Here is a 13,898-nt window from a genome sequence, read left to right as displayed (position 1 = left end):
AGGATCTACATATGCACGGATCAGGACCGAATTACGGAAAATGGGTTGCGGGAAAGCGAAGCAAATGGGTCACGCTCTGTGTATGGATACTCATCGCGCTGGCGTTGAATTTGCTATGGCCGGCTGTTGGAGATAAAGAGGATAACAATGCAGCCAACCTGAAGGAAGATGTTCCATCCGTCATAGCGGAAGCCATTGCCGATAAGGAATTTCCTAGCAACGGGGGAGTACCGGCTCTCATCGTGTGGCATAAAGCCAATGGATTGAACGAAGGGGATTTAACCAAGCTGCAGGAGTTGACGGCGAGCCTTGAGTCCGATCCGCTCCCGTATCAGACGTTCGTTGTTCCTTTCCATAAGCTGCCTCCGCAAGCCTTAAGTGCGCAGTTATCAGAGGATCAGAGCACGCTGGTGATGCCGGTATTTTTTGAAGAAGATCAGGAGACGGACCAGCTTAAGGAAGGTACGGCCGAGTTGGAGAAGCGATCGGAACAATTGCTGGGCAGCAATCCGTTTCAGGCTGCCGTCCAGAGCGGAGATGGAATCAGCGCTCGCGTAACGGGACCGGTGGGGATATCTATTGATGCTACCGGATTGTTCGAGGATGCCGACGTGTCGCTCATGATTGCAACCGTGCTTCTGGTGCTGATATTGCTGCTGCTGATTTATCGTTCGCCGATTCTGGCCCTGATCCCGCTTGTAGCGGTCGGCTTTGCCTATATGGTAACAAGCCCGATTCTCGGGTTTATGGCGGATCAAGGCTGGATTACGGTGGATTCCCAATCCATCGCCATTATGACCGTGCTGCTCTTTGGAGCCGGTACGGATTATTGCTTGTTCCTGATCTCGAGATTCCGCCAGCTGTTATGGCACGAGCCCGATAAACGCAAAGCCTTGCTTCAGGCGATTACAAGTTCATCAGGTGCTATAGCAATGAGCGGGTTCACGGTTGTATTGTCTCTGTTTGCGCTGCTGCTGGCTCAATACGGGGCATACCAACGATTTGCCGTGCCATTCAGCTTGTCGATTCTGATTATGTTCATAGCCAGTTTGACATTGGTGCCTGCATTGCTGGCAATTTTCGGCAGGGGTTCGTTCTACCCTTTCATTCCGAGAACGCCGGAGATGAAAGCGGAACACGCCAAGAAAAGAGGAAAGCCGGTTCCGGCTCCGCACAAAGAGAAGGAGAGCCGGATCGGCCGGGTCGTGACAACGAAGCCATGGACCGTCGTCTTGGCGTCGTTAGTATTGCTGGTTGGCCTTGCAACGTTCTCATCACAGATCAAATTTACCTACGACTTGCTATCCTCTTTCCCTGAGGATGTACCTTCGCGTGAAGGATTCGCCGTCATCGGCGAGCAGTTCTCGGAAGGAGAGCTTGCGCCGGTTCGCGTGATGGTGGACAGCGGGGGGCAAGATTTGGACCTCGAGGAGCGGCTGAAGGCTCAGGATTACGTGGATCGTGTCTCCGAACCGCAGAATGGGGCCGAGAATAACGATATAATCGGTTATGAAATCGAGCTGTCCATGAATCCTTACTCCATGGAAGCGATGCAGCATATTCCGGATCTCAGGGAGATCGCGGAGGCTTCGCTTGAGAAGGCTGGAGTCAAGAATCCGGCGGAAGCCGTGTGGATCAGCGGTCAAACGGCTACCCAGTATGACACGGAGATCGCGGGAGAACATGATGCCAAATTGATCATTCCAGTTGTTATTGGCTTGATTACGCTGCTGTTATTGGTATACCTGAGATCGGTGGTAGCAACCGTCTATCTGATTGCTACGGTCATCTTGTCTTATTTCTCGGCTCTGGGGCTCGGCTGGATTATCATTCATTACGGTCTGGGAGCAGAAGCCATCCAGGGAGCCATACCGCTGTATTCGTTTGTATTTCTGGTCGCGCTGGGCGAAGACTACAACATATTCATGATCTCGAGCATATGGCAAAAACGGAAACAGATGCCGCTGAAGCAGGCGATTAAAGAAGGTGTGGGCGAGACCAGTTCGGTCATCACTTCAGCCGGTTTAATCCTGGCAGGGACCTTCGCGGTACTGGCCACGCTTCCGATTCAAGTATTGGTACAGTTTGGGATCATCACGGCCATCGGTGTTATGCTGGATACGTTCATCGTAAGACCTTTCCTGGTACCCGCGATCACAACACTCTTAGGCAAGTGGGCTTTCTGGCCAGGCAATCCCGAGATGGTTACCGAAGAGAACAATCAACGCTTAAGCGTTGAGAATAAAGCGTAAATCCATCAGTGTTTCTTGTGACAACCACCTCATCTTAAGGTTATGTAAGAGATGAAGGTGGTTGTTGCCGATTTTGACGGGCATGAAGGGAACTGGTAAGATAAGGTAGAGGGCGGCGTTATCAATCAACAGGGATGTGACCTATGGCAACGATACAAAGGGCTATTGAACTCCGCACTGCAGGTCAACCGGAGGAAGCCAAAGAAATTCTCCTCGGGCTGTTAGCCCAATCCCCAGACGATCCCGACATCCTGTATCAGCTGGCTTGGGTGCATGATCTGATGGGGCTGGAGGGCGAAGCGGTTCCTTACTATGAGCAGGCGATCTCTTCTGGGCTGAAGGATCCTGAGCGATGCGGCGCATTGCTTGGACTTGGAAGCACCTATCGTACGTTGGGGATGTACCACAAATCCAAGGGTATTCTGGAGCAGGGCTTGCTGGAATATCCCGAGGCGAGGGAGTTCAACGTATTTTATGCGATGACCTTGTACAATTTGGGACAATACGATAAGTCGATGGCACTTCTGCTTAAAGAAGTAGGCGAAACCAGTAATGATGAGGGAATCAAAAGCTACCGGAAGGCGATTGCTTTCTATTCGGATAAGCTCGATCAGATTTGGAAGTAATCTACAAGGATTACTACATAATTTATGTTATGTAAACTGAGAAATAGCGTTTGATATTCATAAAATATGGCTTGTTTTATAGCAGTGATGGAATTTATGAAAAAAAACATGGCTTCACTTTGCTTAACTGGATTTTAGGCTGCCTTCATCTCTCGTTAAGGTTTGGACCTTATACTAGGTATGTCACTACAAGTGATGGAAGGAGCAACGCAGATGAACAAGAAAAACAAAATGAGTATGTGGTCGGTAGGACTCGGGAGTGCTTTTCTGATGATGATGCTAGCTAATCATGACAATGTGCATGAAGGAAAAGCTCGATCGGGTATCGCTTCAAGTGCAGTTCGATCCAATGTGGCCATCCAATCCGTTGATAAGAGCCCGGCAGTCAAAATGCCAGAGAATCAGGAAATTACCCCTGAAATGATTAATCAATTCTTAAAATTAGTGGCAGAGACATAAGATAAGGTTGATTCTCTATACGTAGCGGTTTTGAAGACCAGTCTCCATGCTTGGGGCTGGTCTTTTTGGCGTCTGCTCAAAAGGAACTCTTTAATCAAACCGTTATGGCGGAAGATGTGTCTCTAATCAATCGGCTGTAAATTTTTTCGAAAACAGGAACCCATGTTCTTGTCATATCTTCCCAGGAAGCTTATTATTATCAAGAGGGTTAACCTGAAGTGGGGGGATTATTGACGAATGCAAAGCGATCACATGTTAAACAGCAAGCGAAGGACCACGGGGATTGGCATGTATAGGGAGATGTTGTTCCGATACGTATTCCCGCATAAGAAATTGCTGGCAGCCCTGACGGTGCTGCTGTTATTTTCAATCGGGCTGCAACTGATTAATCCGCAGATCATCCGGTATTTTATCGATACGGCTCAAGGAGAGGGAAGTCTGACGTCCCTTTATTATGCGGCAGGTTTTTTTATCGTATTTTCTTTGCTCCAACAAGGCGTTTCCATTGCCGCTGCCTACTATAGCGAGAATCTGGGCTGGACGACAACCAACAAGCTTCGAGCTGAATTGGCGGAGCACTGCCTGTCGCTGGATATGAGCTTTCACAAAACCCAAACGTCGGGCTCTTTAATCGAACGGGTCGATGGCGATGTGAATGCGCTTGCCAATTTCTTCTCCAGCTTTATTATCCATCTGTTCGGCAATCTGCTCCTTATGATCGGAATTCTGGCTCTCCTGTATCGGGAGAACTTCTGGATTGGATTTGTCATGACCGTGTTTGTTGTCGGCAGCATTTATGTCATTCAACATATCCGTCGATTTGCAATACCGGTATGGAAGCGCTGGCGCGAGCTGAATGCGGATTTCTACGGATTTATTGGTGAACACCTCGAAGGCACTGAAGATACGCGTGCTAACGGGGCGGCAGGATATGTCATGAATCGATTCTACGAGATGGCCAGACGCATGCTGCCGGTTCGAGTTCGTGCATTCATCGGATTTTTCCTCATGTGGAGCACAACGATATTGGTGTTTGCGCTTGGCAATGCGGCCGCATTTATCGTCTGCGCCATACTGTGGAAGAACGGACAAGGCGGTTTGACAATCGGCTCCATATATTTAGTGTTTTATTATACCGAGCTGCTAGCCAAACCAATCGAGAAGATCCGCACCCAATTGGAGGACCTGCAAAAGGCAGATGCCAGCTTGATGCGAGTCCGGGAATTGCTTGCAACGGAGCCCCAGATTAAAGACGGGCCCGGGGCTCCGCTTCCGACAGGCCCGTTATCGGTGGAATTCCGCAACCTAAACTTCTCCTATGAAGAGGGCGGGCAGGCTACGCTCGAAAATCTTCAGCTGCGGCTCGAGCCGGGCCAGACTCTGGGGCTGCTCGGGCGTACAGGCAGCGGCAAAACGACGATCGCCCGCCTGCTGCTGCGTTTCTATGATCCTCAGGAGGGAAGCATCGAGCTGGCGGGAACGGATATCCGGGTCTGCAAGCTTCATGAACTGAGGCGCAAGGTCGCGATGGTTACGCAGAATATTGAGATTTTGGAAGGGACTGTTCGTGATAACCTGACCTTGTTTGATGAAGGCATCGAGGATAGCCGAATTATATCCGTGCTAGAGGAGCTTGGGCTTGGAGACTGGTATGCTTCGCTTCCCGAAGGGCTCGATACGAGCCTGGCCTCAGGCGGGGGGAGCCTGTCGGCCGGTGAGGCCCAGCTGTTGGCGTTTGCCCGCGTCTTTCTGACGGATCCGGGTCTCGTCATCCTTGATGAAGCATCGTCCCGCCTCGACCCGTTAACGGAATACCGGATTGAAGCAGCTATTACGCGTCTGCTTCAGGAGAAGACATGTATTATCATTGCCCACCGCTTGGCCACGGTTCAGCGTGCCGACCGGATTCTTATTTTGGAGAATGGTAGAATGCTCGAAAGCGGTCGCCGGGAAGATCTTGCCTCAAACCCGCAATCACGGTTTAGCCGCATGCTTGCCGTTGGGATGGAGGAGGTGCTGGCATGAAAACAAGACATTTCTTCTGGCGGCTGATTCTGTACCGGCCGGGTCTGTATCTTATCAACCTGCTGGCATGGTCCCTTATTCATATGGCACCGCTGGTTCCCGGATTGTTAACCAAAGCTTTCTTCGACCATTTGGAAGGTACATATGCTTTTCCCTACGGCGTTTGGGCAATTGCCGTGCTGCTCATTGGCGCTGCATTAGCCCGAATTGCGCTGATTTTCGGCGGTTTCATGACAGACGTGCATTTTCGCTTCCGGATCAGCACATTGCTTCGCCGAAATATGCTGTCCCATGTCATGAAAGAGCCTGGAGCACGGGCAATACCTTGCTCACCGGGAGAAGCCATCAGCAATTTCCGGGATGACGTCGATCAGGCCGAAGAAGCGACAAGCTGGTCCGTGGACACTCTAGGACTGGTTGGTTTCGTAATTGTTGCCAGCTGGATTCTCATATCCATTGATCTGCAGCTGACGATTCTCGTATTCGTTCCTTTGATATTGGTGGTCACTGCGGCCCAGATTGCGACCGCGCGCATTCAGAAATACAGGGCGGCAAGCCGGGAATCGACGGCAAAGGTAACCGGTGCGATTAGCGAAATGTTTGCCAATGTGCAAGCCATTCAAGTCGCAGGGGCTGAGAAACGCGTAGTAGAACGGTTTGTAAGCCTTAGTGAGAAGCGGCGCCAGTCCATGGTGAAGGATAAGCTGTTAACGGAAACCTTGTCTTCCGTGTTCACCAACTCCGTCAATCTAGGCACAGGATTGATCCTTGTGCTTGCGAGTCTTAAGATGCGAAGTGGCGATTTTACGGTTGGAGACTTGTCGCTCTTTGTATATTATTTAACTTTTGTCACACAGCTTATATCGAACGTTGGCAACTTCATGACTTACTACAAGCAGATGGGCGTCAGCTTTCAGCGCATCAAATCCATGCTGCAAGGGGCACCGGCTTCGCTGCTTACGGCAGCCAATTATATCGGTATCGGTAAGTTTAAGAACAAACGGAATAAAGAGAAGGAAGCTCATCCTAATCGCAGGGCACAGAGTGATTCGTTGACCAATGGTAGACTCATTCCTTTCGCTATTTCCGCTGCCGAAGACGGCATGGATACGGCTATTATAGAGGCACCGCCCCTCTCGCTGCTTGAAGCGCAAGGGCTGTCGTATCAATATCCCGAAACCGGACGCGGTATATCGAATATTAATCTGACCCTGAAGCGTGGTACCTTTACTGTCGTTACAGGGATGATCGGCAGCGGTAAAACGACGCTGGTTCGCACCCTGCTGGGCTTACTGCCAGCTGAAAAGGGCGAAATCCGGTGGAACGGTGAGAGGATAACAGAACCCGCTGATTTCTTCATACCTCCACAGAGTGCGTATACTGCGCAGATCCCTAGACTGTACAGTGATAAACTGCGAAACAACATCCTGCTAGGTATAACCGAAGAGCCGGGCAGTCTGGACCGCGCACTGCATGCGGCCGTAATGGAAGAAGATATCAAGCATCTGCAGCATGGCCTGGAGACGATGGTAGGACCACGCGGAGTCAAGCTGTCCGGCGGTCAAGCTCAGCGGACTGCAGCTGCACGGATGCTCGTACGGGACGCGGAGCTGTATGTGTTTGACGATTTATCCAGCGCATTGGATGTTGAGACGGAGCGCAAGTTATGGGAGAGGTTGTTCAGCGAGCGCAGAGGAGCGACTTGTCTCGTGGTATCCCATCGAAAAGCCGCGCTTAACCATGCTGACCATATTATCGTGTTGAACGGCGGAGAGATTGAAGCCGAGGGCACGGCGGAACAGCTTCTGGCATCAAGCGAAAGCTTCCGACAGCTGTGGTATGGTGAAGAAACAGGATAATTAAGTGGATTAGAATTGCAAGGATAGAGTAGGTTATGTATCCAATTCACCATATACAGAGGAGATATACCCATGCAAAAAGCGGAACATATTCAGCTGGATTTCCGTTCGGATGAGCACCTGACCATCTTGAAAGAATTCGAGCTTCCGGATGATCAGGTCCAATTTACCGCTCATCCGAAAGAAGCATTAAACCTAGTGGAAGGTCAGCATCCCATCGTCATTTTAGCTGATGATCATCCTGTCGGCTTCTTTATCCTGCACACCACGGAGCGCGTCAAGGAGTACACAAGCAATACTCATGCCATGCTGCTTACTACCTTATCCATTGACCATCGTCAGCAGCGTAAGGGGTATGCCAGAAGAGGGATGCTTGCGCTGCCTTCGTTCATTCGAAGTCAGTTTCCTTCCTGCAATGAAGTGGTGTTGGTCGTGAACCATAAGAATGTTCCGGCTCAGCAGCTGTATGAACGGGTTGGTTTCGAAGATACGGGCAGAAGAAGGATGGGGCCGATCGGAGAACAATGGGTTATGAATATAACCCTATGATTAACAATGCCGCAAAGACCAGGTCTTTGCGGCATTGCTTTATTTAACCTGGTTGACGCTCCGCCAGGTCGCTTCCAAACTTGAAGCGATATACTCCAGAATCGGTTTGCTGTAGAAATAACCGCTGTGTGACAGGGGATTCCAGCTGGTCAGCCAGTTTCCCACGTTAACGGATATATCGTTACGCACCGTGCGGTCATATTCTTCATTGATGCCTTTGAGTGGGTAAGCAAGGATATCGTCTTTATCATAGAAATTGACCCATTCTCCCAGAAGCCGATCATGATAGTGCTTCAGCTGTCCGGAAGGGACGTCGATCGGCCTATCAAAATCGCGGTACCGCATGCTCCACAGCGGCAAGGTGGTTCCCAGCGTATAGAATAAGGTAAGGAGCTCTCCCCGCTCCAACGGAGCTTCCGGGTCAACGACAAGACGATGCCCGCGGGAGGAGAATTGCAGATCATAGAAGAAATTGCTGGCAATTACAGATCCCAGGCTATGAGAAATCACGCATAATGGAGCCTGGGGGCCCGCTGAGAGGGCAAGGCGGTGCAGCGCTTCACTGATCGTCCGATGAATGGCCTCATAATTCTGATCTTCGGCTTCCACTGGTTGGTAAGCCACGGCATCCGCCAGATTGTGGATCACGTACTGCCGAAGGTGCTGATAGCGTAAACGGTAAGGTTTAATGCTGCTGCTGATTAACTCGGACTCGCGTGCTGCGAATACATCGGCCCAATGAACGGCCTCCATGGCCAGTTGCTCATGCGGAATGCCAGAGGTTTGAGAGAAGGTTTCTCTTAATTTTTTCATAAATTTATTCGCATAGTCTTTCTTTTGTGTTCCCAATCCGTGTACAATGATCACTGCAATTTTTTGCTTCATCTAACTGCAGCTCCCTTCATCGGAAATGGAATGAATGGATATCTTTTACTCTTTATACGCGATTTGTACTCGAATTGTAAATAGGTTATTTCAGTACGGGTGAAACTGGTTAGGTCAGTAGCTCTTTAGAGTCATTCCGTTCATGGTCAAAATTGATTACAATGAAGGGATAGCCAGCGGCAACATGATAGGTAAAGCGGCGAGTACATTTATGTTTTAAAATGAAATAGGAGGCAGGGTATGTCATATAAACAAATGAAATGGTTGATTCTGATCATTCCCACTTTGACGATTGGCATATGGGAGTATGTTCGGCATGAGTTCCTGCTGCCTTATATATCGATGGATCTTGGCAATCTGCTGGCGCCTGTAATCGTGTTCTTGGTTTCCATTCTGTTTCTTACCCAGTTGTTCTCATTGATTGAACGGAATCAGGAGGAACTAAACCAATCCAGAGCACTGCAAGCGGCCATGCATGAAAGGGAGAAGATTGGCCGAGAGCTCCATGACGGAATCGCCCAATCCTTGTTCTTGCTGAACGCACAGATTGACCGAATTGAGAAATCGGGGCTAACCGGAGAAATTCCATATCAGGATATTAAGGAAAGTGTCCACCGAACTAATGCCTATGTACGAGAAGCCATTGCTAATCTCCGATATCCGGCAGATCCGCAAGCCATTCCGTGGATGCATAGCATGGACAGCTTGATTAAGGAAATCAAGGAGGAGACGAATCTGCACTTCGACGTTCAGTGGGAAATTCCGGATGTCATGCTGTCCGCCAAAGAAAAGGTGGAGCTGCTGGCTTCGATCAGGGAAGCCCTATTGAATATCCATAAGCATGCCGAAGCCAAGCACGTAATGATAACCGCAACAGCGGAAGACTCAAGCTGGCACTGCTCCGTCAGCGATGATGGCAAAGGGTTTGAGTTGGACAAGCCGCTCGGCAGCAACCGGTATGGAATCAAAATCATGAAGGATCGGGCTGAGGCCATGGGCTGGGAGTTCATGGTGGAAAGACGCAACAACAAGACGATCATCAGCATTCGGAAGGAGAATACCACATGAACGAGCAGCCGTTTCGCGTGTTAATCATCGATGACAGCGACCTTGCCAGAGAAGGAATTCGCACCATTCTAAGCAGCGACCCGACCTTTGAAGTCGTGGCCGAAGGACAAAACGGCGAGGAAGCGCTGGAACTGACCGAAATATGGATGCCTGATATTATTCTCATGGATATTCAGATGCCCGGGATGGACGGATTGGAAGCGACCAAGCGAGTGAAGGGCAAATTTCCTTACGTTAAAATTGTCATGGTCACGGTGTCCGACGACATTGCTCACTTGTTTGACGCCCTGAAACGTGGAGCGCAAGGCTATCTGCTAAAGAATCTGAATCCCGAATCATGGCACGAGTACCTCAAGGCCATTGCCGTAGACGAAGCGCCGATGAGCAGGGAGCTCGCTTTCCGTATATTGAAGGAATTTTCGCAGCATGACAAGCCGGACCCAAGCAATAGTCCATTAACGGCACGTGAAAAAGAAATATTGGGGCTCGTAGCCGAGGGGTTGTCCAATCGCGATATTTCGGTTGACTTGTGCATATCAGAGAATACGGTCAAGAACCATCTGAAGAACATTTTGCAAAAGCTGCATTTGGAAAATCGGGTCCAGCTGACTCGTTACGCCTACGAACAAGGTTGGATGGGGAAGCGATAACGTTAGCAACGGGGATCTGACGTCCGAGAGGATGTTGGCAAAGAAAGGGATCAGGCGAAAAAGGCATCCGTGCGCTAGATACGCTCATTTCTGTTTAACAAGGAATATGCCCAGCGCAATGATACCGATGCCGGCCCAATTTTTCCATGTAGGAACTTCCTTTAGGAACAAGTAAGCCACCCCTAACGAAATCAGGATTTCCAGGCATTTGGAGAAGATCAACGTATAGCCTAACTGATCGGTGGCTTTATATCCATAACGGATTCCGTATCCGATGCACATGTTGGCGATGAGGAACAGAGGAAGCATGAATAACTGAAACTGCAGCGTAGGCCAGAACAGGTGCTGGATATGCTTGGTTTGGTATGAGAAGACAAGGTTGATAATCGACAGTCCGCCGAAGAGTAGACCGACACTGTAGATATAAAACATAAAGGGCCTCCTGAAATTGATGTCTTTGTAGTACGCCATTAATGTTTCCATACGGCAACTTTTTTATCCAAGGACAATGAGGCGGAAATTCTGTTGCGCGTATCATGACAGCTTGTCTATCGATTAGATTCATAAATAGTCTCGAAAAAAAGGATGCCTCGCTTCTATGTGGAGGCATCCTTTATATATTTGATACGGGATTAAAATGACGATCAGTTTAGTATTCATGTATAACTACGGATCATAGGCTTCATTAGTGAACTTGGTGAAGCCTGCTGTACACACCGCCGGAATGAATCAATTCCTGATGCGTCCCCTGTTCGGCAATGCCTTCGGAATTGACGACGATAATCCGGTCGGCGCTCTGAATGGTGGTAAGCCGGTGAGCGATCACCAGGGTTGTTCTGCCAACGGACAGCTCAGCCAGGGACTTCTGGATTTGCCCTTCCGTTTCCGTGTCGAGTGCCGAGGTGGCTTCGTCCAGTATAAGAATCGGCGGGTTCTTCAGGAACATTCTCGCAATGGACAAGCGCTGCTTCTGACCGCCGGACAACTTGACGCCGCGTTCCCCAATCACCGTTTCCATACCGTCCGGCAGGCTTCGGATCAGTTCATCGAGCGAAGCACGCCGTGCAGCTTCCCAGATTTGCTGGTCCGTTGCATGTAAGTCGCCATATGCGATATTGTCGCGGATGGTACCGGAGAACAGGAACACATCCTGCTGCACGATGCCGATATGCTTGCGTAGATTTTGCAATTTGATATTCCGGATGTCGATCCCATCTACCGTAATCGTCCCCTGATCCACGTCATAGAAACGGGGGAGAAGGCTGCAAATGGTGGTCTTTCCCGCACCGGACGGTCCTACAAACGCGACCGTTTCTCCGGCACGGATCGTGAGATCGATGTTACTCAGTATCGTCCGCGATGGTTCGTATCCGAAGGTAACGCCTTCAAAGCGGATATCTCCCCGCACCGAGGAAAGGGATACGGCGTCAGGCACATCGGCGATCTCCGGATCGGTATCCATAATCTCCAGGTAACGTTTAAAGCCGGCAATCCCTTTGGGATAGCTCTCAATGACGGCATTGATCTTCTCGATCGGACGGAAGAAGATGTTGGAGAGCAGAAGGAAGGCCATGAATTCACCCATCTCAATTTTGCCTTGGATGAAGAACCAGGCACCGCAGATCATGACGAATACCGTGATCAGACGCATCAGCATATAGCTGATGGACATGCTTTTTGCCATTGTTTTATAAGCCAGCAGTTTGGTCGCCCGGAATTGCTTGTTCTCTTCCTGAAACAGTTTATTCTCATGCTCTTCGTTCGCAAACGATTGAACCACGCGGATGCCGCCGACATTGTCTTCGATGCGGGCGTTGAAATTCCCTACATTACGGAACAGTTGACGATAGGTCGTGGTCATTCTGCCTCCGAACTTAATGATCAGCCATGCCATCAACGGCACGATGATAAAAGTCAGAAGCGCTAGCTCTAAGTTGATGTAAGCCATTAAGGAGAAGGAACCGAGCAGCGTCATAACGGCGATGAACACGTCTTCCGGTCCATGGTGGGCTACTTCTCCGACGTCATTAAGATCATTCGTGATGCGTCCCATAAGATGGCCGGTTTTGTTGTTATCAAAGAAACGGAAGGAGAGCTTCTGAATGTGGGAGAACATTTTCTCCCGCAGATCTGTCTCGATATTAATGCCGAGCATATGCCCCCAGTAAGTGACGATGTATTGCAGCGCGGTATTCAGTGCATAGATCGAGAGAAGGACGATGCAGGCAATCAGGATAAGCGGCCAATCCTGGCTTGGCAGCAGATCGTCAATGAATTTGCTGACGGCAAGCGGGAAAACAAGCTCCAGCAGTCCGGCAATAACGGCGCATGTAAAATCCAAAATAAACAATCCCTTATAGGGCCGATAGTACGAAAAAAACTTTCTGATCAAGAATTATCACGCTCCAAGTTCTACCTCTGTCAGGGTTATTGGTTTTAATGGTTGACGGACAGCCATTATGGGCTGTCTTGCGAAGGGTTCGTATCATACAGCTCAAACGCCTGAATGTATTCCTGAATAATCTGGTCAACTGCTTTCAGCTCTCCGCTGACCACTTCTCGGATGGCTTCAAAGTCCGGGTCATTGACTTGCTTCTTCAAAGTCTCCCGTTTCACAATCAGATTGTCCAGAAAAGAAAGCGCGCGCCCCCGCCGGAACGTCTGCGCCAACTTACCGCCTTCCCTGCCGCCGTAGCCTTCCTCTCGCCGTCTTCCGTGCCGCCCGCCGTGCCGGTGGCTGTCGCGCTCGCGAGGCTCCGACCGTTTATGACTCGATGTTTCCTGATCCTCTTCACGCATATAACATCAACCTCCTCAACGATAATCGTGTATACGATTGTATACCATTTAATGTGATTGTATACGTTTGTATACACTTCATCAATCCATTTTTCTCCATTAGACTGGAAAAATGGAGGAGATCGAAGGAAGATATGCTATGATGATAATTAGCTGCCCCAGGTGATTGTATGGATGGATAACAGCACCGGGATCAGGATGAACATGGGAAAGGAGCTGTACACAATGAGCGAACATAATCATGAGTACTGGATGCGTCAAGCGATTGCAGAAGCCCATCAAAACGTTCAACATGTGGAGGGTGGTCCTTTTGGAGCGATTGTGGTGAAGGATGGTCAAGTGATTGGTAGGGGCCGTAATCTGGTTACCGCGCTGAACGACCCGACGGCTCATGCCGAGGTGCAAGCCATAAGGGAAGCTTGTCTGCACCTTGAGGATTTCCAATTAAAAGGCTGTACGATTTATACCAGCTGCGAGCCTTGTCCGATGTGTCTGGGGGCCATCTACTGGTCCAGACCTGATGCCGTTTATTATGCAAGCACGAAGAAGGATGCGGCTGAGATCGGATTCGACGATCACTTCATATACGATGAAATCGCGATGCCGATGGACCAGCGCTCCATTCCTATGAAGCAGGTTCAAACAGCGGATTATTTGCTGCCATTCCAAGCGTGGAGCTCCGCCGAGCGCAAAATCGAATATTAACAATAAAACCGGGCTTCCCCC

13 protein-coding genes are annotated in these 13,898 nt (G+C 49.7%); 9 read left to right on the top strand and 4 right to left on the bottom strand.

Features of this window, described 5'->3' with window-relative positions:
- Nucleotides 1-11 precede the first annotated feature (11 nt).
- The 6 genes from ACQKPA_RS29675 to ACQKPA_RS29650 all read left to right on the top strand — a co-directional run bounded on the left by ACQKPA_RS29675 (nucleotide 12) and on the right by ACQKPA_RS29650 (nucleotide 7,770).
- On the top strand, nucleotides 12-2,252 hold the full coding sequence (locus tag ACQKPA_RS29675) for an MMPL family transporter (RefSeq protein WP_427495983.1): 2,241 nt from the start codon (nucleotides 12-14) through the stop codon (nucleotides 2,250-2,252).
- 143 nt (nucleotides 2,253-2,395) lie between these two features.
- Nucleotides 2,396-2,878 (top strand): tetratricopeptide repeat protein, encoded by a 483-nt coding sequence (locus tag ACQKPA_RS29670; protein ID WP_427495982.1) that lies wholly within the window; start codon nucleotides 2,396-2,398, stop codon nucleotides 2,876-2,878.
- Between the two features lie 213 nt (nucleotides 2,879-3,091).
- Entirely contained in the window at nucleotides 3,092-3,337 is a 246-nt protein-coding gene (locus ACQKPA_RS29665; protein WP_427495981.1) for a hypothetical protein, read from the top strand.
- Between the two features lie 237 nt (nucleotides 3,338-3,574).
- Complete coding sequence (locus ACQKPA_RS29660; protein ID WP_427495980.1) at nucleotides 3,575-5,362, top strand: ABC transporter ATP-binding protein; 1,788 nt, start codon at nucleotides 3,575-3,577, stop codon at nucleotides 5,360-5,362.
- Nucleotides 5,359-7,221, top strand: coding sequence for an ABC transporter ATP-binding protein (locus ACQKPA_RS29655; protein WP_427495979.1), 1,863 nt, complete (start codon nucleotides 5,359-5,361; stop codon nucleotides 7,219-7,221). The genes ACQKPA_RS29660 and ACQKPA_RS29655 overlap by 4 nt, the downstream gene beginning before the upstream one ends.
- Before the next feature lie 72 nt (nucleotides 7,222-7,293).
- Nucleotides 7,294-7,770, top strand: a complete 477-nt coding sequence (locus tag ACQKPA_RS29650) for a GNAT family N-acetyltransferase (RefSeq protein WP_427495978.1) — start codon at nucleotides 7,294-7,296, stop codon at nucleotides 7,768-7,770.
- A gap of 39 nt (nucleotides 7,771-7,809) precedes the next feature.
- Here the strand turns inward: ACQKPA_RS29650 and ACQKPA_RS29645 are convergent, their stop codons facing one another.
- The gene (locus tag ACQKPA_RS29645) at nucleotides 7,810-8,655 is read right to left on the bottom strand and encodes a chemotaxis protein (protein WP_427495977.1); all 846 of its coding nucleotides are present in this window, start codon (nucleotides 8,653-8,655) and stop codon (nucleotides 7,810-7,812) included.
- Nucleotides 8,656-8,895: 240 nt separating this feature from the next.
- Here ACQKPA_RS29645 and ACQKPA_RS29640 point away from each other — a divergent pair, with 240 nt between their 5' ends.
- Both ACQKPA_RS29640 and ACQKPA_RS29635 read left to right on the top strand, forming a co-directional pair.
- Nucleotides 8,896-9,723 (top strand): sensor histidine kinase, encoded by an 828-nt coding sequence (locus ACQKPA_RS29640; protein WP_427495976.1) that lies wholly within the window; start codon nucleotides 8,896-8,898, stop codon nucleotides 9,721-9,723.
- On the top strand, nucleotides 9,720-10,373 hold the full coding sequence (locus ACQKPA_RS29635) for a response regulator (protein ID WP_427495975.1): 654 nt from the start codon (nucleotides 9,720-9,722) through the stop codon (nucleotides 10,371-10,373). Before ACQKPA_RS29640 ends, ACQKPA_RS29635 begins: the two co-directional genes overlap by 4 nt.
- 84 nt (nucleotides 10,374-10,457) lie before the next feature.
- Here the strand turns inward: ACQKPA_RS29635 and ACQKPA_RS29630 are convergent, their stop codons facing one another.
- The 3 genes from ACQKPA_RS29630 to ACQKPA_RS29620 all read right to left on the bottom strand — a co-directional run bounded on the left by ACQKPA_RS29630 (nucleotide 10,458) and on the right by ACQKPA_RS29620 (nucleotide 13,172).
- Nucleotides 10,458-10,805 carry a hypothetical protein gene (locus ACQKPA_RS29630; protein WP_071218526.1) on the bottom strand — a complete coding sequence of 116 codons (348 nt, stop codon included), beginning with the start codon at nucleotides 10,803-10,805 and terminating at the stop codon, nucleotides 10,458-10,460.
- Between the two features lie 253 nt (nucleotides 10,806-11,058).
- A complete protein-coding gene (locus ACQKPA_RS29625) occupies nucleotides 11,059-12,765 on the bottom strand; it encodes an ABC transporter ATP-binding protein (RefSeq protein ID WP_427495974.1) in 1,707 nt (568 codons plus the stop codon).
- Between the two features lie 65 nt (nucleotides 12,766-12,830).
- Entirely contained in the window at nucleotides 12,831-13,172 is a 342-nt protein-coding gene (locus tag ACQKPA_RS29620; RefSeq protein ID WP_427495973.1) for a hypothetical protein, read from the bottom strand.
- Nucleotides 13,173-13,397: 225 nt separating this feature from the next.
- On the opposite strand from ACQKPA_RS29620, the gene ACQKPA_RS29615 reads away from it, so the two are divergent.
- Nucleotides 13,398-13,877 (top strand): nucleoside deaminase, encoded by a 480-nt coding sequence (locus ACQKPA_RS29615; protein WP_427495972.1) that lies wholly within the window; start codon nucleotides 13,398-13,400, stop codon nucleotides 13,875-13,877.
- Nucleotides 13,878-13,898: the final 21 nt, after the last annotated feature.

The sequence above is a fragment of the Paenibacillus sp. NPDC093718 genome (genome assembly GCF_050279985.1).
GTDB lineage: Bacteria > Bacillota > Bacilli > Paenibacillales > Paenibacillaceae > Paenibacillus_AQ.
Note: the sequence above shows the minus strand (reverse complement) of the source record. Positions and strands in the feature narration are given on the sequence as shown.

Excerpts from the sequence above, each read along its gene's own strand:
- ACQKPA_RS29675 (WP_427495983.1), top strand. The coding sequence starts at position 12 with ATGCACGGATCAGGACCGAATTACGGAAAATGGGTTGCGGGAAAGCGA.
- ACQKPA_RS29670 (WP_427495982.1), top strand. The coding sequence starts at position 2,396 with ATGGCAACGATACAAAGGGCTATTGAACTCCGCACTGCAGGTCAACCG.
- ACQKPA_RS29665 (WP_427495981.1), top strand. The coding sequence starts at position 3,092 with ATGAACAAGAAAAACAAAATGAGTATGTGGTCGGTAGGACTCGGGAGT.
- ACQKPA_RS29660 (WP_427495980.1), top strand. The coding sequence starts at position 3,575 with ATGCAAAGCGATCACATGTTAAACAGCAAGCGAAGGACCACGGGGATT.
- ACQKPA_RS29655 (WP_427495979.1), top strand. The coding sequence starts at position 5,359 with ATGAAAACAAGACATTTCTTCTGGCGGCTGATTCTGTACCGGCCGGGT.
- ACQKPA_RS29650 (WP_427495978.1), top strand. The coding sequence starts at position 7,294 with ATGCAAAAAGCGGAACATATTCAGCTGGATTTCCGTTCGGATGAGCAC.
- ACQKPA_RS29645 (WP_427495977.1), bottom strand. The coding sequence starts at position 8,655 with ATGAAGCAAAAAATTGCAGTGATCATTGTACACGGATTGGGAACACAA.
- ACQKPA_RS29640 (WP_427495976.1), top strand. The coding sequence starts at position 8,896 with ATGTCATATAAACAAATGAAATGGTTGATTCTGATCATTCCCACTTTG.
- ACQKPA_RS29635 (WP_427495975.1), top strand. The coding sequence starts at position 9,720 with ATGAACGAGCAGCCGTTTCGCGTGTTAATCATCGATGACAGCGACCTT.
- ACQKPA_RS29630 (WP_071218526.1), bottom strand. The coding sequence starts at position 10,805 with ATGTTTTATATCTACAGTGTCGGTCTACTCTTCGGCGGACTGTCGATT.
- ACQKPA_RS29620 (WP_427495973.1), bottom strand. The coding sequence starts at position 13,172 with ATGCGTGAAGAGGATCAGGAAACATCGAGTCATAAACGGTCGGAGCCT.
- ACQKPA_RS29615 (WP_427495972.1), top strand. The coding sequence starts at position 13,398 with ATGAGCGAACATAATCATGAGTACTGGATGCGTCAAGCGATTGCAGAA.